This is a genomic window from Pseudomonas extremorientalis (assembly GCF_024584605.1).
Classification (GTDB): domain Bacteria; phylum Pseudomonadota; class Gammaproteobacteria; order Pseudomonadales; family Pseudomonadaceae; genus Aquipseudomonas; species Aquipseudomonas extremorientalis.
Genome location: NZ_CP089519.1, coordinates 2,458,444 through 2,474,777 on the forward strand (window position 1 = coordinate 2,458,444; position 16,334 = coordinate 2,474,777).

15 protein-coding genes are annotated in these 16,334 nt (G+C 59.8%); 14 read left to right on the forward strand and 1 reads right to left on the reverse strand.

The window, feature by feature from the left end; genetic code table 11:
• The first annotated feature begins 11 nt into the window (after nt 1-11).
• Genes LUU92_RS11170 through araH form a run of 3 tightly spaced genes read left to right on the forward strand, consistent with a single transcriptional unit; the run spans nt 12 to nt 3,490 of the window.
• Nucleotides 12-1,013, forward strand: a complete 1,002-nt coding sequence (locus tag LUU92_RS11170) for a substrate-binding domain-containing protein (RefSeq protein WP_071491455.1) — start codon at nt 12-14, stop codon at nt 1,011-1,013.
• Nucleotides 1,010-2,512, forward strand: a complete 1,503-nt coding sequence (araG, locus tag LUU92_RS11175; protein WP_083351572.1) for an L-arabinose ABC transporter ATP-binding protein AraG — start codon at nt 1,010-1,012, stop codon at nt 2,510-2,512. Before LUU92_RS11170 ends, araG begins: the two co-directional genes overlap by 4 nt.
• 9 nt (nt 2,513-2,521) lie before the next feature.
• Nucleotides 2,522-3,490, forward strand: a complete 969-nt coding sequence (gene araH / locus LUU92_RS11180; RefSeq protein ID WP_071489111.1) for an L-arabinose ABC transporter permease AraH — start codon at nt 2,522-2,524, stop codon at nt 3,488-3,490.
• 115 nt (nt 3,491-3,605) lie between these two features.
• Here araH and LUU92_RS11185 read toward each other — a convergent pair whose 3' ends face one another.
• A complete protein-coding gene (locus tag LUU92_RS11185) occupies nt 3,606-4,754 on the reverse strand; it encodes an aldose epimerase family protein (RefSeq protein WP_102592650.1) in 1,149 nt (382 codons plus the stop codon).
• Nucleotides 4,755-4,891: 137 nt separating this feature from the next.
• On the opposite strand from LUU92_RS11185, the gene LUU92_RS11190 reads away from it, so the two are divergent.
• The 11 genes from LUU92_RS11190 to gabT all read left to right on the forward strand — a co-directional run bounded on the left by LUU92_RS11190 (nt 4,892) and on the right by gabT (nt 16,333).
• Nucleotides 4,892-5,659, forward strand: coding sequence for an SDR family NAD(P)-dependent oxidoreductase (locus LUU92_RS11190; RefSeq protein ID WP_071489113.1), 768 nt, complete (start codon nt 4,892-4,894; stop codon nt 5,657-5,659).
• Between the two features lie 442 nt (nt 5,660-6,101).
• On the forward strand, nt 6,102-6,485 hold the full coding sequence (locus tag LUU92_RS11195) for a RidA family protein (protein WP_028619715.1): 384 nt from the start codon (nt 6,102-6,104) through the stop codon (nt 6,483-6,485).
• 14 nt (nt 6,486-6,499) lie between these two features.
• Entirely contained in the window at nt 6,500-7,699 is a 1,200-nt protein-coding gene (locus LUU92_RS11200; RefSeq protein ID WP_071489114.1) for an MFS transporter, read from the forward strand.
• A 160-nt stretch (nt 7,700-7,859) separates the two neighbouring features.
• Nucleotides 7,860-9,122, forward strand: a complete 1,263-nt coding sequence (locus tag LUU92_RS11205) for a cation:proton antiporter (RefSeq protein WP_071489115.1) — start codon at nt 7,860-7,862, stop codon at nt 9,120-9,122.
• A 42-nt stretch (nt 9,123-9,164) separates the two neighbouring features.
• Complete coding sequence (locus tag LUU92_RS11210) at nt 9,165-9,434, forward strand: acyl carrier protein (protein WP_032864610.1); 270 nt, start codon at nt 9,165-9,167, stop codon at nt 9,432-9,434.
• Between the two features lies 1 nt (nt 9,435).
• On the forward strand, nt 9,436-10,878 hold the full coding sequence (gene amcH / locus LUU92_RS11215; RefSeq protein WP_071489116.1) for an adenylate-forming 2-oxoglutaryl-ACP ligase AmcH: 1,443 nt from the start codon (nt 9,436-9,438) through the stop codon (nt 10,876-10,878).
• 9 nt (nt 10,879-10,887) lie between these two features.
• Complete coding sequence (locus LUU92_RS11220; protein WP_071489117.1) at nt 10,888-11,571, forward strand: hypothetical protein; 684 nt, start codon at nt 10,888-10,890, stop codon at nt 11,569-11,571.
• Nucleotides 11,572-11,602: 31 nt separating this feature from the next.
• A complete protein-coding gene (gene amcF / locus LUU92_RS11225) occupies nt 11,603-12,712 on the forward strand; it encodes a cispentacin biosynthesis acyltransferase subunit AmcF (protein ID WP_071489118.1) in 1,110 nt (369 codons plus the stop codon).
• A gap of 20 nt (nt 12,713-12,732) precedes the next feature.
• Nucleotides 12,733-13,242 carry a cispentacin moiety biosynthesis protein AmcG gene (gene amcG / locus LUU92_RS11230; protein ID WP_071489119.1) on the forward strand — a complete coding sequence of 170 codons (510 nt, stop codon included), beginning with the start codon at nt 12,733-12,735 and terminating at the stop codon, nt 13,240-13,242.
• Between the two features lie 26 nt (nt 13,243-13,268).
• A complete protein-coding gene (locus LUU92_RS11235) occupies nt 13,269-14,957 on the forward strand; it encodes an NAD(P)/FAD-dependent oxidoreductase (protein WP_071489120.1) in 1,689 nt (562 codons plus the stop codon).
• Nucleotides 14,958-15,028: 71 nt separating this feature from the next.
• The gene (gene gabT / locus LUU92_RS11240) at nt 15,029-16,333 is read left to right on the forward strand and encodes a 4-aminobutyrate--2-oxoglutarate transaminase (RefSeq protein ID WP_068933922.1); all 1,305 of its coding nucleotides are present in this window, start codon (nt 15,029-15,031) and stop codon (nt 16,331-16,333) included.
• Nucleotide 16,334: the final 1 nt, after the last annotated feature.

The following is a 16,334-nucleotide window of genomic DNA, read 5'->3' on the forward strand; positions in this document are numbered from 1 at the left end:
GAGTCACCCGTATGAATCGTCGTGGTTTGCGTTCCCTGTGCTGCGCCGCTGTGGCGGTCTCGGCCATGAGCTTGAGCGGGCTGTTGCTGGCCGCTGAAGAAGTGAAGATCGGCTTCCTGGTCAAGCAGGCCGAGGAGCCGTGGTTCCAGACCGAATGGGCCTTCGCCGAGAAAGCCGGCAAGGAGCATGGCTTCACCGTGATCAAGATCGCCGTGCCCGATGGCGAGAAGACCCTGTCGGCCATCGACAGCCTGGCCGCCAATGGTGCCAAGGGCTTTGTGATCTGCCCGCCGGACGTGTCCCTCGGCCCGGCCATCGTGGCCAAGGCCAAGGCCAACGGTTTGAAAGTCATTGCCGTGGATGACCGCTTTGTCGACGCCAAGGGCAACTTCATGGAAGACGTGCCGTACTTGGGCATGGCGGCCTTTGAAGTGGGCCAGAAGCAGGGCGCCGCGATGGCGGCCGAAGCGAAAAAACGCGGCTGGGACTGGAAGGACACCTACGCGGTGATCAACACCTTCAACGAACTCGACACCGGCAAGAAACGCACCGACGGCTCGGTCAAATCCCTGGAAGAAGCCGGCATGCCCAAGGACCACATCCTGTTCACCGCCGCCAAGACTCTCGACGTACCCGGCAGCATGGACGCCACCAACTCGGCGCTGGTCAAGCTGCCCAGCGGCGCGAAAAACCTGATCATCGGCGGCATGAACGACAACACCGTGCTGGGCGGCGTACGCGCCACCGAAAGCGCCGGCTTCAAGGCCGCCAATGTGATCGGTATCGGCATCAATGGCACCGACGCCATTGGCGAACTGAAAAAGCCTGAAAGCGGCTTCTTTGGCTCCATGCTGCCCAGTCCGCATATCGAGGGCTACAACACTGCGAAGATGATGTTCGATTGGGTCACTAAAGGCACCGAGCCTGCGAAATACACGGCCATGGACGAAGTGACGCTGATCACCCGCGCCAACTTCAAGGAAGAACTGACCAAGATCGGGTTGTGGCAATGACCGCTGCGGCCCTGCGCTTTGACGGCATCGGCAAGACCTTTCCCGGGGTCAAGGCGCTGGATGGCATCAGCTTTACCGCCCACCCCGGGCAGGTGCACGCCCTGATGGGCGAGAACGGTGCGGGCAAGTCGACGCTGTTGAAGATCCTCGGCGGCGCCTACATTCCCAACAGCGGCTCGCTGCACATCGGCGCGCAGACCATGGCCTTCAAATGCGCCGCCGACAGCATTGCCAGCGGTGTGGCGGTGATCCACCAGGAACTGCATCTGGTGCCGGAAATGACGGTGGCCGAGAACCTGTTCCTTGGCCACTTGCCGTCGCGTTTCGGCGTGGTCAACCGGGGGCTCCTGCGCAAGCAGGCCCTCGCGTGCCTCAAGGGGCTGGCGGATGAAATCGACCCGGCCGAGAAACTCGGGCGCTTGTCCCTTGGCCAGCGTCAACTGGTGGAAATCGCCAAGGCGCTGTCCCGTGGCGCCCATGTGATTGCCTTTGACGAACCGACCAGCAGCCTGTCGGCGCGGGAGATCGACCGCCTGATGGCGATCATCACGCGCCTGCGCGATGAGGGCAAAGTGGTGCTCTATGTGTCGCACCGCATGGAAGAAGTGTTCCGCATCTGCAACGCCGTCACGGTGTTCAAGGACGGTCGCTACGTGCGCACCTTCGAGGACATGAGCGCGCTGACCCACGACCAACTGGTGACGTGCATGGTGGGTCGCGATATCCAGGACATTTACGACTACCGCCCGCGTGAGCACGGCGAAGTCGCGCTCAAGGTCGATGGCCTGCTCGGTCCCGGCCTGCGTGAGCCGATCAGTTTCGGTGTGCGCAAGGGCGAGATCCTTGGCCTGTTCGGGCTGGTCGGGGCTGGGCGCACCGAGCTGTTCCGGCTGCTCAGCGGCCTGGAGCGCGCCAGTGCCGGCAGCCTGCATTTGTGCGGGCAGGCGCTGCAACTGCGCTCGCCCAGGGATGCCATCGCCGCCGGCGTGCTGCTGTGCCCGGAGGACCGCAAGAAGGAAGGCATCATCCCGCTGTCCAGCGTCGCCGAGAACATCAATATCAGCGCACGCGGTGCCCACTCCACGTTCGGCTGGCTGCTGCGCGAGGGCTGGGAAAAGGGCAACGCCGACCAGCAGATCCAGGCCATGAAGGTCAAGACGCCGAACGCCGCGCAGAAGATCATGTACCTGTCCGGCGGCAACCAGCAGAAGGCCATTCTCGGTCGCTGGCTGTCGATGCCGATGAAGGTGCTGCTGCTGGACGAACCGACCCGTGGCATCGATATCGGCGCCAAGGCCGAGATCTACCAGATCATCCATAACCTGGCGGCCCAGGGCATTGCGGTGATTGTGGTGTCCAGCGACCTGATGGAAGTGATGGGCATCTCCGACCGCATCCTGGTGCTGTGCGAAGGTGCGATGCGCGGCGAACAAACCCGCGAAGACGCTACCGAATCCAACCTGCTGCAATTGGCCCTGCCGCGCAGCGTGGCGAACTGAGAGACGACTATGACTACTCAACACAACGTGCTGCCCACGGCGCGCAAGCCTCTGGACCTGCGTGCACTGCTGGACAACTGGGCGATGCTGCTGGCGGCGGTGAGCATTTTCCTGCTGTGCGCCTTGCTCATCGACAACTTCCTGTCACCGCTGAACATGCGTGGCCTGGGCCTGGCGATTTCCACCGTGGGCATCGCCGCCTGCACCATGCTGTTCTGCCTGGCGTCGGGGCATTTCGACCTGTCGGTGGGCTCGGTGATCGCCTGCGCCGGGGTGGTGGCGGCGATTGTGATGCGCGACACCGACAGCGTCCTGTTGGGCATTGGCGCCGCCTTGCTGATGGGCCTGATGGTGGGGCTGATCAACGGCATCGTGATCGCCAAGCTGCGGGTCAACGCGCTGATCACCACCCTGGCGACCATGCAGATCGTGCGCGGCCTGGCGTACATCTTCGCCAACGGCAAGGCGGTGGGGGTGTCCCAGGAGCAGTTCTTCATCTTCGGCAACGGCCAGTTGCTGGGGGTGCCGGTGCCGATCCTGATCACGATCCTGTGCTTCCTGTTCTTCGGCTGGCTGCTCAACTACACCACCTATGGGCGCAACACCATGGCCATCGGCGGCAACCCGGAAGCGGCGTTGCTGGCGGGCGTCAATGTGGACCGCACCAAGATCCTGATCTTTGCCGTGCACGGCCTGATCGGCGCGTTGGCCGGGGTGATCCTCGCCTCGCGCATGACCTCCGGCCAGCCGATGATCGGCCAGGGCTTCGAGCTGACCGTGATCTCGGCGTGCGTGCTGGGCGGGGTGTCGCTGAGCGGCGGGGTAGGCATGATCCGTCATGTGATTGCCGGCGTGTTGATTTTGGCGATCATCGAGAATGCGATGAACCTGAAGAACATCGACACCTTCTACCAGTACGTGATCCGCGGCTCGATCCTGCTGCTGGCGGTGGTCATCGACCGCATGAAACAACGCTGATCCCAAGCCAAATGTAGTTCCAAATGCGGGAGGGGGCTTGCCCCCGATAGCGGTGTGTCAGTGTGCATCGCTGTCTTTGACACTCTGCTATCGGGGCAAGCCCCCTCACACAAGTTTAGTCCGCGGAGAATTTGAAGACAGTGTTCTGGGTGTAGGTCTGCCCTGGGTTCAGGCGGGTCGACGCAAACTTGGGCTGGTTAGGCGCATCCGGAAAATGCTGGGTCTCCAACGTAAACCCACTCCAGTGCTGATAGGTCTTGCCAGCCTTGCCCTTCACCGACCCATCGAGGAAGTTGCTGGTATAGAACTGCACCCCAGGCTCGGTGGTAAACAGCTGCAAGCGCCGCCCGGACGCAGGATCATGCACCTCGGCCGCCACCTGCTTCACGTCACCCTGGGTATCCAGCGCCCAGTTGAAGTCGAACCCACCCTGTTTCGGCTCGGCAAATTTGAGCTGTGGGTGATCGTCCTTGATGTGCTGGCCGATCGGCGTCGGCGTGAGGAAGTCCATCGGTGTGCCCTTGACCGGCGCCAGTTCGCCGGTGGGAATCAGCGTCGCATTCACCGGCGTGTAATGGCTGGCATGCAAGGTGGCGACCTGCTTGAGGATGTCGCCATTGCCCGCGCCGGCCAGGTTGAAGTAGCTGTGGTTGGTGAGGTTGAGCACCGTCGGTTTGTCGGTGGTGGCGCTGTAGTCTATGTGCAGTTCGTTGTTGTCGTTGAGGCGGTAGGTGACTTCGGTCTTCAGGTTGCCGGGGAAGCCCATCTCGCCGTCCTTGGACAGGTAGGTGAGGGTCACGCCGACCGAGTCCTTGGCCTTGACCGGCGTGGCTTTCCACACCCGCTTGTCGAAGCCCTGGGCGCCGCCATGCAGCGAGTTGGGGCCGTCGTTGAGTGGCACCTGGTAGCGCTTGCCGTCGAGTTCGAAGGCGCCGCCGGCCAGACGGTTGCCGAAACGGCCGATGGTCGCGCCGAAGAACGCCGTACCGCTCTGATAGCCTTGCACGTCGTCAAAGCCCAGCACCACGTCGTCGAGCTTGCCATGTTTGTCCGGTACTTTCAGCGACTGCAACACGCCGCCGTAGGTGATCACCGTGGCTTGCATGCCATGGCTGTTACGCAGGATGTACTGCTCGACGGCGGTGCCGTCATTGGTTTTACCGAACGGTTTGTGTTCGCTGGTAAGGCCCGCCGCCTGGGCGCCGCCGCTGGCGACCAGCATGGACAGGGCGAGGCCCGAAAGCAGGTAACGAGGGTGCTTCATGGTCGAACTTCCTTTTGTTGTTTTGAGTGGAATAGTTCTACTAATGTGCGATATTTTGTCGATATGACAGCGAATTTATAGCCTTAAACCGCATTTTTGCAAAATAAAATAAGACTAATTAAGCGAGGCAACCTTTTATGACCACTCATCACCCCGTTTATCCCGACCTTGAAGGCAAGACTGTCCTGATCTCTGGAGGCGCCTCAGGCATTGGCGAATTCATGGTGCGCGCCTTCGCGGCCCAAGGCGCCAAGGTCGGCTTTGTCGACCGCGCGCAAAGCCAGGGCGAACGCCTGGCGGCTTTGCTGAGTTCGCGAGGGCACACGGTGGAATTCGTCAATTGCGACATCACCGACGAGATAGCCTATAAAGCCGCCATCACTCGTTTCGAACACTCGCTGGGGCCGATCACCGTGCTGGTGAACAATGCCGCTAATGACGTACGCCACAGCTTGGAAGAAGTCGACTCGGAAATGTTCGACCGGCTCATCTCCGTCAACCTCAAGCACGCCTTCTTCGCCGCCAAGGCCGTGGTGCCGATGATGAAAAACGCGGGCGGCGGGGCGATCATCAACCTCGGCTCCGTCGGCTGGATGATGGCTTCCGCCGGCTACCCGGTGTACGCCGCCAGCAAGGCCGCCGCCCACGGCATGACCCGCGCCCTGGCCCGGGAACTGGGGCCGAGCCGCATCCGCGTGAATACGCTGGTGCCGGGTTGGGTGATGACGGAAAAACAATTGGCGATGTGGGTCGACGATGCCGCCAAGGAACTGATCAGCCGCAGTCAGTGTTTGCCGGGGAGCGTTTTGCCGGAACACATCGCCAACATGGCGTTGTTTCTCGCCTCCGATGCCTCGGCGATGTGTTCGGCGCAGAACTTTATTGTGGATGGCGGTTGGGTTTAACCGCGTCGCACCCTCCATCCGAATGTCGACTTCAATGGACTGCTCTTGCGCAGGAGCAGTCTGTCAACTCGCTTGTGCATATACTCCTCCCCCTCCCGCCAATATGCGTTAGCCGACGAATGGTCAGGCGCGCCAGTGAGCATTCGGGTGCCCTTCGGACCGGTCAGTCGAGCTGTCGGCCAACAGCTTGAAATCAAGACAATTTTGCCGATGAAGGCGTTTCGATCTGGTAGTGGATGTTAATTGATAGTGTAGTTTTTCTTAAATGAAGGCGGGTTTTAAGCGGTCTATTTCGTTCTTATTGGTAGTTTAGGTTAACTATATGCGTTCTTGAACCTAGACATCTCCGAGGCGTCGGGCGTATGGTTTTGATCATTGGATCCGAAAGATCACTGCTCCATACCTAAGCCGCATCAGGCCCCGTTTCATAAGGAGATGAACTATGCGCGAAAGGTATTCATCGGGCTCCAGCTGGGAGGAAGTGTTCGGGTTTTCCCGGGCGGTTCAAGTGGATGACACCCTATACATCTCCAAGACGGGCGCACTCGGGCCCGACGGAATCATCGTCGCGTCCAATGTCGCCGAGCAGACTCGCGTCATCCTGGAAAAGATCAGCCGCATCCTGCAGGACGCCGGTTTCGCCCTCACAGACGTGGTGCAAAGCCGCATGTACCTGACGCAATTGACGGAGTGGCGGCAGGCGGCCGAGGTCCATGGCGCCTTCTTTCGTGATATCCGGCCGGCGTTCACGCTGTTGCATGTGCTGCCTTTCGCCGAGCCGCAAATGCTGGTGGGCATTGAAGTGGTTGCCCAACGGAATCGTTGACGGAGAGCGTTGATATGAGCCTATCAGACACGCGATTCGTCACGGGGTTTGTGGCTGTCGCCGCAGGGCTGTCCATCGCCAACAATTACGTATTGCAGCCTGTGCTGCCGGCCATCGCGGTCTCGTTGAACATCCCCGTGTCGGCCACCGGCTTGATCGCCGGCAGTACCCAGGTTGGATACATGCTGGGGATCATGCTGCTGGTGCCCCTAGGCGATTCGCGGAACAAGCGCAGCGTGGTCAGCCTTCAATTTCTGGTGTTGGGCTTGGCATTGTTGCTGGCGGCTTGCGGCACGCACCTGTTGTACATGATCGGCCTCGGTGCCGTGATTGGCGCCATGGCCACCAATGCGGTGCAGCTCAACGCCCTAGGCTTTCAGATTGACCCGAAGGGCAGCACGGTCGGGCTGGTGGGTGCCGGTATCGCCGCCGGTATTCTGCTGGCGCGGTTCATGGGCGGTGTTCTGGCTGATCAATTTGGCTGGCGTGGGATGCTCGTGGTGGTGGGGCTGCTGATGCTGCTGCTGGCCTTGGCCAGTCGAGCGGTGTTGCCCTATATCGAAACCCGGCGCAGTGCCAGTTATCGGCAATTGCTCCTCGGTCTTGCGCCTCTGTTCATGCGCCACGGGGCATTACGCTGGGCTACGTTATTGGGAGGCTGTTGGTTTTTGATTTTCAGCTTGTTGTGGGTCGCATTGATGCTCCACGTCAGCAGCGCACCTATGTCGTTGAGCCCTTCACAGGCAGGCATGCTCGGCCTGGCCGGGCTGGCAGGATTGTTGATGGCTCGGCCGGCCGGAAAATGGGCAGACAGGTGGGGAAGCCGACAGGTGATTGGCGCCGGCTTCGGCATGACCGGACTGGGCGTGCTTGTGTTGCTGGTGTTTCCCTATTCTCTGCTCGCGATTGTCGCGGGAGTGGTGCTGTTTGACTTGGGTTGCTTCAGCGCCCAAGTCGCCAATCAAACGACCGTGCTGAAAATAGATCCGCTCCAGCGCAATAGCCTGTTTGCACTTTATATGTTTTTTTATTATGGCTGCGGCGCCATAGGGTCGATAGCTGCGCCGGTCATTCATGCTTATTTCGGCTGGGCCGGTATTTGTTGGACGAGTCTTTTACTTGCGTTGACGGGCGGCGCTGCCAACTACTTGATGCGTTCGCCTGGCGCCCGCGCAGTTGTCGAACTTTCGATTGCCGATAGTGTTGATAAGTAAACTGCGCACGCATCGCTAAGTTTTATAGATGGATGGACTGCTGGACTGCCAATGACTGTGTGGCGGGTGGGTTTAAACCGTGCCTGGATGCCGAAGGCATGCCTGAAGTTCGGCGTCTTGTGTGGCTCTTTCAATCGTTGTACTGCATGGGTACTTCACTATGTTTTTCATACAACTGGCCGTTATATTACTTGCTTGTCACCTATTTGGTTGGCTGGCTGAGCGCCTTGGACAATGTCGCGTCGTGGGCGAGATAACCGCGGGTATCGTGCTCGGGCCAACGGTGTTCGGGCGCCTGGAATCATCCCTTGGTCAGTCCGTGGGCCTGTTTGAAACCCAGCACATCGGGTGGTTGGCGCATGTTGCCGACCTGGGGCTGATCTTCCTGATGTTCCAAGTCGGTGTGCACATCAATCAACGACACCCCGAAGCATCGGCACAGGGGCGTTTCGCCGCCTTGGCGATTGCCCTGCTCGGGCTGGTTTTGCCCTTTGCCTTGGGCGTAGGCGTGGCGCTGGTTGCCCATGAACACTTGGCGCCGACCTATTCGAAATGGGGGTTCGCCTGGTTCTGCGGTGTTGCGTTAGCAGTGTCTGCGGTGCCGGTCATGACGCGGATCGTCCAGAGCCTCGCCTTGCAGGAAACGCTGGTGGCCCACGTCACGTTGCGTGCGGCTGTGATCACCGACGTAGTGGGCTGGGTGATATTGGGCGCGATAGTGTTTTGCTCCCGAGTGGATGGCAATCCCCTCGATGCTCGCTATTTCGCTGCGCAACTGTTGGTGGCATTCGTCGGTTTCTATGGCCTGACACGCTACCTGGTCATCCCCTTTATCCGCCGCGCCCAGGCGCGGGACGAGCACGCGGCGATCATGCCCATGGTGATCAGCTACGTATTGCTGTGTGCCTGGGTCACTGACTGGTTGGGCCTGCACTGTGCAATCGGAGCGCTGCTCGCCGGCTTGATGATGAAGCAGGTGCCTGAATTCACTCACTATTGGCGCAACCAGGTGGAAGGGTTTCTGAACTTTGTCCTGTTGCCGGTATTTTTCGCCTACGCCGGGATCAAAACCTCGTTCGCCAGCCTTGGCAGTCAGGAAAACCTGATCTGGCTCGGCGTATTCCTGGTGTGTGCGTTTGTTGGCAAGTTCGGTGGCGCCTATCTGGGGGCGCGTGTCAGCGGTCTGCAACGGACCGATTCGGCCATTGTCGGCGCCCTGATGAATACCCGTGGGTTGATGGAGCTGATCATCCTGGCGATTGGCCTGGAACTCAAACTGATCTCGATCGATGCCTACACCATCCTGGTGTTCATGGCGCTGATTATTACTGCAACGACGACACCCTTGGTCCGGCGTCTGTTACGCCCGGATCCCCATGTATTTCTTTCGAAAGAAATGCTGCAAACGCGAAGTTCTCACTGACCTGTAATACCCGTTGTTTTCTTTGATAAAAGCGAGGTTTCCATGAGCGTACATACCCGGCAAGAAGTTATCGCGATTCTGAAGAAAATTGTTTCCGAAAAGTTGGACCTGGATATCCCGGAGTCGCACATAAAAGAGGAGGCGGGGTTCTCCTCGGAAGTGGGCGTGGACTCGATTGGTTTTATCGAATTGCGTTTTCAATGTGAAGAAGAATTCAAGATTAAGATCAGTGAAGAAGAGTTCGGGCCCGATAACTTCTTTAATTGCAAGACACTGTCTGACTTTATTGTCAACAAGCTTGAGGCTCATTGAAATGAATAGCCTTGTGTCAATCGAACGAAGCAGGGAGTTCTTTCCTGCCGATAAACTGTTGAATATTTCGGCCACCTCATCCGTAGGCGATCATTGCACAGCGACTGACACTTACACGGACTACCTGAGGTTCTGGCAAACCAGTCCGCTGCAGCCCGGACACGTCGTGGTCATCGCCTTGCCGAACACGATCGATGTACTGCACATGTTTTTCGCTGTGCTCAACAGCGGCCTGGTACCGGCGTTGATTGCGCCGACTACCCCGTCTGAGCGGTTTGGGCAGATCATCGAGGATTTCCAGGCCGCGGCGTTGGTGAAGTCGAGTCTGCGCATTGATGGTATTCCCCATGGGCCAGGCGCACGGGCTGAACTCATCGGTCGCTGGAGTGTGCTGATTTTCGATGCGCCGCGTATGCCGTCGACGCGACCTGGTGAGGTCATCATCACCACATCAGGCACTTCAGCGTCGTTCAGCAGCGGTTGCGTGCACCGGTTCGAATCGTTGCAAGCCAATGGCCTGCGACATGCCCACAGCATCGGGCTGCGTAAAGAGGATCGGGTGCTGGTCAATCTACCGTTGTATTACTCGACGGCACTGGTGGCCCAAGCCATTGCGACCCTGACGCTGGACGCCCAGTTGGTCATCAGCGGTCCGCCCTTTTTACTGCCGCAATACACCCGCGATATCGCCGCGCATCGCATCACGGTGAGTTCGCTGACACCGGTGCTGTTGCGTCAGATCAATGCCTGCGAACCGTCCGGCTTACCGCCTGGGTTGCGCGTATTGAGCGTGGGGGGCGACCACGTACCGGCGGAGCAGGTGCAGCGTTGCCTGCAAGCAAACCCGCAATTGGAGCTGTATCTGACGTACGGCATCACCGAAGCCGGGCCCCGCGTGTCGACGTTGGCCGCCCATCGCGTCGACCCTGCCCGGTATGCCTCGGTGGGGCTACCGTTGGCGGGCACCCAAGTGAGGCTCGACTGGCTGTCCGAGAGCCCTTGGCAAGGGGAGTTGCTGGTGTCATCCAATACGTTGCTGCTCAGCAAAATCGGGCGCAGCGCGAAATCGCCTCTGGTCGATATCGACGGGACGACATGGTTGCGCACCGGCGATATTTTTACCCAGGACGCGCAGGGATATCTGTTTTTCAAAGGGCGTAAATCGGACTTCCTGGTGATCAACGATGAGAAGGTCAACCTTGGGGCGATCAAGCACATCTGCCGCACGCTGCCAGGGGTCATCAGTTGCCGAACGCTGGTCAAGCCGACACATCAGGCGCTGGCGGGATTCGAGCTGGAAGTGACGCTCGATCAGTCCATCGTGCCGTCCTGCGACGGCCCTTCGTTCAAGCAACACATATTGAAACTGCTCAAGCGCTACGAGCGCCCCGGCCGCATTGACCTGGTCTTTCAGGACGCCGGCTCCATCGTCAATTACAAGTAGGTGACTGCTATGAATGAACAGCTTACGGCTGCGGCCCGCGAAGTGATCAATCGCTACGCGTTGTCCTCACTGGAGGATGTCATGGCGTTGATTCCCCGGTACATGTGTCATGTGCTGCAGGAGTCCGACCAGTTCGAGACCTACCCGCCCAATGTGGTCAAGTTGAAGTTCGACCCGAGCCAGTGGGAAGCCTGCATCCAGCGCTATGAGCACTATCGGGACGTGGTGATTCCCGCGATCAGCCCCCTGGACTACCTCAACGCCATGCTCGACGAGGGGCCGCGGTTGCCGTGTTTCTGCTCGGAAATGGCCAACGTGGCGGGCGTGCTCGTCAGCCAGTTGCTCGGCCAGAAGGTCTACGCGGTGAGGAACATCTTCGTCAACTATCTGTACCTGCCACAGCGCTGGCACTGCATCAACGCGCTGATACAGGACAACCGTATCCGCTACTTCGATACCTCGGCCTATGCCCAGGTACTGGACAAGAAGCGCCGCAAGATCGTCGAACCATCGCAGTTGCCGGGCTTCAATGCCGCCGATATCGACGAAACCTTCATCCACAGCGACCGCTGGCTGCAAAGCGAGCCGTTTGCCCGGCGCATCGAGCTGGTCTCGGGCGAGTTGCTTGATAACTACTATCCCTCGCCAGTGCACGACAAGCCGGTTGACGAATTTCAACGGGTCTACGGCTGAGGCGACTCCCGATTTTTCTGCTGGAGGCACTATGAACAAGGTTGTAGTGACAGGTCTCGGATGGAACACCGCGTTAGGGTCTCAATTGCAGACCGTATGGGAGCGGCTGGTAGAAGGTCAGACAGGCATACGTGATCTGCCCGTCGAATATCCGCTCAAGAACACGCTGGCAGGTTTCCTGCCGGACTGCGACATCGCCGAGCCGAAGGCACGGCTGCTGGATCTGGCGCAACGCACGGTCAAGGCGGCACTGGACGATGCCCGAGTGGCCGTCAGCGGGCAAAACCCCCGGCAGTTTCTGATTGCCGGCACCAGCCTTGGGTATCGCCTGGACAGCCTGGCGTTTCATGAAGATCCGCTGCATGAATGGGTAGTGACCACCGCGCAGCGCCTCGGTTTGCAGCCGTTGGCGCTGTCCACTGCGTGCTCGTCGGGCTCGGATGCGCTGATGCTGGGGGCTTACCTGATCCGAGCCGGGTTGGCCGACACCTGTGTCTGTGGCGGTGCGGATATCCTCGGCCGCTCCAAACGCCTGGCCCATACCGCGTTGGGCACCATGTCGGCGACTCGACTGCGGGCGTTCGACCAGCATCACGACGGCACGCTGCTGGGGGAGGGCGCGGGGTTCCTGGTGCTGGAGCGTCAAGGGCAGGAGGCGCGCAAGCCCTATGCCTATCTGCTGGGCTGTGGCTCGGCCAACGATGCCGCCGGGCTGACTGCGCCGGACGAGCAAGGCATGGGTATTCGCCTGGCCTTGGACCGGTCTCTGGAGGAGGCGGGGATTCACCGTAACCAGATCGGCCTGGTCAATGCCCATGGCTCGGGAACCCTGACCAATGACCGGGTGGAAAGCGCAGCCTATGCCGATTACTTCAGCGGCTACCAGCCCATCGTCTTTGCCACGAAAGGCGCCTTTGGCCACACATTGGGCGCAACGGGGGCGTTGGAGGCGATTGCCTTGGTCAAGAGCCTGCAGACCGGAGTCGTGCCGCCCATCCACGGGCTTGAGACGCCAATCGCGAACCTGGATTTCCGCTTGCCCGTCGGCACGGCATTGCAGGCACAGGCGCAGATCGGCCTGAGCCTCACCATCGGCTTTGGCGGGTTCAATACCAGCCTTGTGTTCCAACGCTACAGCTAAGTCACTTCAAGGAGGGTCTCATGAAAATCCTGGATCGTGCTCATGCCAGCAACTTCACTTACAACGACCTTGATGAAGGCTTGCGCAAAGGCCTCAAAAGCGCTGACCCGTCGGTCTACAGCGTGCTATCCAGCGTCAGCGAGTTGTACCTCAAATACCGCGAACGCCTCGACCCGGTGCGTGCTCAGGTGGGGTTCATTTATTACGGCAACGCTTATCCCAAGACCACCACCGACAGGATCGTCGAAGGCCTGGCCAGCAAGGACCGTGTTTCGCCCTCGGACTTTATCAACGCCAATGCCGGAGCGGCGACCTCCATCTGTTGCACACGCTATGGCTTCCAGGGACCGACGCTGGTCCTGACCATGCCTGGACGTGACGTTCAAGCCATTGCCCGAGGCTTGGCCGACTATTGGCTAGCCACGGGCCAGGCCGACTATCTGTTTCTGGTCGAGGCCCAGACGGACAGCGTCGAGGTGCTTCAGGTCAGCACCGAACTCCTACAGCGCGCAAGTGCGCACTTTCACTGAATCAATAACCACCGATCGAGGTTGTCATGGAAAACACTTACGACGTAGCCATCATTGGCAGTGGCATTGCCGGAACCATGTTGGGCGCTATCCTGGCCAAGGAAGGTGTGAGCGTGGTCATCATCGACGCCGGCACCCATCCGCGTTTTGCAGTGGGCGAATCGATGGTGCCCGAGAGCGCTGTGCTGTTGAAAATCCTGGCCAACCGTTATGCAATACCGGAGTTGGCCTACCCCGGCGAACTCAATTCGCTGATCAAGCATGTGGGTTCCTCATCGGCCGGGATCAAGTTGGCGTTCAGTTTTGCCTGGAACGGCAAACACCAAGAACATAACCCGCTGGATGTGGTGTCCACTCCGGTTATCGCCCCCGAGGCCCATCTGTTCCGGCAGGATGTGGACGCCTATTACCTGGCCCTGGCCGCCAGGCTCGGCGCGACCATCAAGCAACAAGCGCGGATTCAGGATATTGAAGAAACCGCCGACGGCATGATCCTGAACCTGGGCCGCGAACAGCTCAGCGCACGCTACGTGGTGGACGCGGCGGGTTACCGTTCGCCCATCGCCGACAAGTACCAGCTACGCCAGGGCGCCCGGGAAATGCAGGCGCGTACCCGGTCGATCTTCACGCATATGACTGGGGTAAAGCTCTACGAAGAGGTCATCGCGTCGACCCAGGCTTCCGGTTCGCCTACACCCCTGGCGCAAAGCACGTTGCACCATATGTTCAAGGGAGGATGGCTGTGGATCATCCCGTTCAACAATCATCCTCACTCCACCAACCCGCTATGCAGCATCGGGCTGCAGTTGGATATCGACGAGCATGGTCCTGCTGGTGATCCAGAGGTGGAGTTCAAGCAGTTTCTTGACGATCACCCTTCCGTTGCCCGGCATTTCGAGGGCGCGGCCAGGGTGCGCGAATGGACCGTAGCCCCCCGACTCAACTACACCAGCCGCGAAAGCGTGGGGGATCGTTACTGCTTGCTCGGGCATGCAGTGGGTTTTGTCGACCCCTTGTTTTCTCGTGGCCTGGTCAATACCTTCGAGTCGATTGCGCGGGTGGCACCGAAGATCCTCAAGGCGGTCCAGACTGACGTCTGGCGCAAGGAGGACTTTCTCTCATATCAGGATTACAGCCTGGAAGTGGTGAAAGTGAACGACCGCCTGGTGGCCAACTCCTTTACCGCGTTCGACAGCTTCCCACTCTGGAATGCGTGGTTCAGGGTGTGGATCAGTGGCAGTTACATTGGCGTGCTGCGGTTTCGCAAGATTCTCTCCGACTACCTCAAGACCGGCGATAACGAGGCGTTGGAACAGGCGTTCGAGACGGCAACCTATGCTGGGCACCTGTCGATCGAGAGCCCGTATTACGAAGCGCTGTTTGAGGCCGCCTGCACCGCAATGGAAGCCTACCGTGCCGGCCAGCAGAGCGAAGCGCAGACCATCGAGGTATTGCAGCGCTTGTTCGAAGAGCAGCGCGAGCATTTGCCGATCGATTTCGCCGACTTCTCCAACCGCTTCATCTCCCGCGCGAGCCAGGAGTTTGCCGATTCGTTGCTCAAGTGGGCCAATGACGCACCGGGCGGGCTCAAGGCACGATTTGATCGCGGCAATGCACCGGTCAAGTTCGACTTCCTCGACAGCTACCGTTACGGCGACCGCCTGCAGCTGGCTGCCGAGGCAGATGCAGCGCTGCAAGCCTATCGGGTTCGCTGAGTTCCCCCACTGCATGCGGCTCCGGTGAAGGCTGGAGCCGCTTTGACTGTCGTCTACGAGAGGGTAAGGGTATGCAAGATACAACCCAGGCATTGGCGCAGCGACGCACCCAGGCAGTCGCCCGGGGCGTCAACCAGGCCCATGCCGTGTACGTGGAGCGTGCGGACAATGCGCTGCTATGGGATGTCGAAGGGCGGCGCTACGTGGATTTCTGCGGCGGGATTGCAGCGCTCAATACCGGTCACCTGCACCCGCAGGTGGTTGACGCGGTGCAGGCGCAATTGCAGCAGTTTTCCCATACGTGTTTTGCGGCGGTGCCCTATGAGAGCTATATCGCGGTGTGTGAAGCGATCAACGCGAGGGTGCCGGGCGATTTTGCCAAGAAGACGCTGCTGCTGACCACGGGCTCTGAGGCGGTAGAAAGTGCATTGAAAATCGCCCGCGTACACACACGCCGTACGGGTGTGATTGTGTTCACCGGCGCTTATCACGGCCGAACGCTGATGACCCTGGCGATGACCGCCAAGGTCAACCCCTATGCCCAAGGCATGGGACTGATGCCCGGTGGTGTCTATCGGGCGATGTTCCCGGATGCGGACGCCGGCGTTTCGGTGGTCGAGGCGATGAACAGCATTTACCGGATCTTCAGCAGCGACGCCGCACCGGAAGATATCGCTGCCATCGTTATTGAGCCGGTTCAGGGTGAAGGGGGATTTGTCGCAGCCCCTGTGGCGTTCATGGTGGCGCTACGCGCCTTGTGCGACCAGCATGGCATTGTGCTGGTCGCGGATGAAATACAGTGTGGCGCGGGGCGTACCGGCAGTTTTTTCGCGATGGAGCAAATGGGCGTCCATGCCGACTTGATTGTGTTCGGCAAGTCGATTGCCGGCGGGCTGCCGTTATCCGGCGTGACCGGCAAGGCTGAAATCATGGATGCGCCCCTGCCGGGCGGCCTCGGTGGCACCTACGCCGGGAACCCGCTGGCCTGCTCGGCTGCATTGGCCGTCCTGCGGGTATTCGATGAGCAAGGGTTGCTCAACGTCGCCCGCGAACTGGGCGAAGATCTGCGCGACAACCTCAAGGAAATCACCGGCGCCCTTGGTATCCATTGCCGTATCCGCGGCCTGGGGGCGATGGTTGCCCTGGAGCTGTTTGACGATGCGGCCCACCGTGTACCTTCTGCGCGCCTGGCCCGGCAACTGATCCAATGCGCGCGCGAGCGCGGCTTGCTCCTGCTGGCGTGCGGGCAATACGGCAATGTCATCCGTTTTCTCATGCCACTGACCATTCCCCGGCCCGTGTTGCTCGAAGGTCTGGAGATACTGGCGGCATGCTTGACGACAATCGACAACCACACCGTGGTTGGCCAACTCTGAA

Bases quoted from the DNA above. Each gene is read 5' to 3' on its own strand.
- LUU92_RS11190 (WP_071489113.1), top strand. From the start codon at position 4,892: ATGACCACTCATCACCCCGTTTATCCCGACCTTGAAGGCAAGACTGTC.
- amcF (WP_071489118.1), top strand. From the start codon at position 11,603: ATGAACAAGGTTGTAGTGACAGGTCTCGGATGGAACACCGCGTTAGGG.
- LUU92_RS11210 (WP_032864610.1), top strand. From the start codon at position 9,165: ATGAGCGTACATACCCGGCAAGAAGTTATCGCGATTCTGAAGAAAATT.
- LUU92_RS11235 (WP_071489120.1), top strand. From the start codon at position 13,269: ATGGAAAACACTTACGACGTAGCCATCATTGGCAGTGGCATTGCCGGA.
- LUU92_RS11200 (WP_071489114.1), top strand. From the start codon at position 6,500: ATGAGCCTATCAGACACGCGATTCGTCACGGGGTTTGTGGCTGTCGCC.
- araG (WP_083351572.1), top strand. From the start codon at position 1,010: ATGACCGCTGCGGCCCTGCGCTTTGACGGCATCGGCAAGACCTTTCCC.
- amcH (WP_071489116.1), top strand. From the start codon at position 9,436: ATGAATAGCCTTGTGTCAATCGAACGAAGCAGGGAGTTCTTTCCTGCC.
- LUU92_RS11205 (WP_071489115.1), top strand. From the start codon at position 7,860: ATGTTTTTCATACAACTGGCCGTTATATTACTTGCTTGTCACCTATTT.
- LUU92_RS11220 (WP_071489117.1), top strand. From the start codon at position 10,888: ATGAATGAACAGCTTACGGCTGCGGCCCGCGAAGTGATCAATCGCTAC.
- LUU92_RS11195 (WP_028619715.1), top strand. From the start codon at position 6,102: ATGCGCGAAAGGTATTCATCGGGCTCCAGCTGGGAGGAAGTGTTCGGG.
- amcG (WP_071489119.1), top strand. From the start codon at position 12,733: ATGAAAATCCTGGATCGTGCTCATGCCAGCAACTTCACTTACAACGAC.
- gabT (WP_068933922.1), top strand. From the start codon at position 15,029: ATGCAAGATACAACCCAGGCATTGGCGCAGCGACGCACCCAGGCAGTC.
- araH (WP_071489111.1), top strand. From the start codon at position 2,522: ATGACTACTCAACACAACGTGCTGCCCACGGCGCGCAAGCCTCTGGAC.
- LUU92_RS11170 (WP_071491455.1), top strand. From the start codon at position 12: ATGAATCGTCGTGGTTTGCGTTCCCTGTGCTGCGCCGCTGTGGCGGTC.
- LUU92_RS11185 (WP_102592650.1), bottom strand. From the start codon at position 4,754: ATGAAGCACCCTCGTTACCTGCTTTCGGGCCTCGCCCTGTCCATGCTG.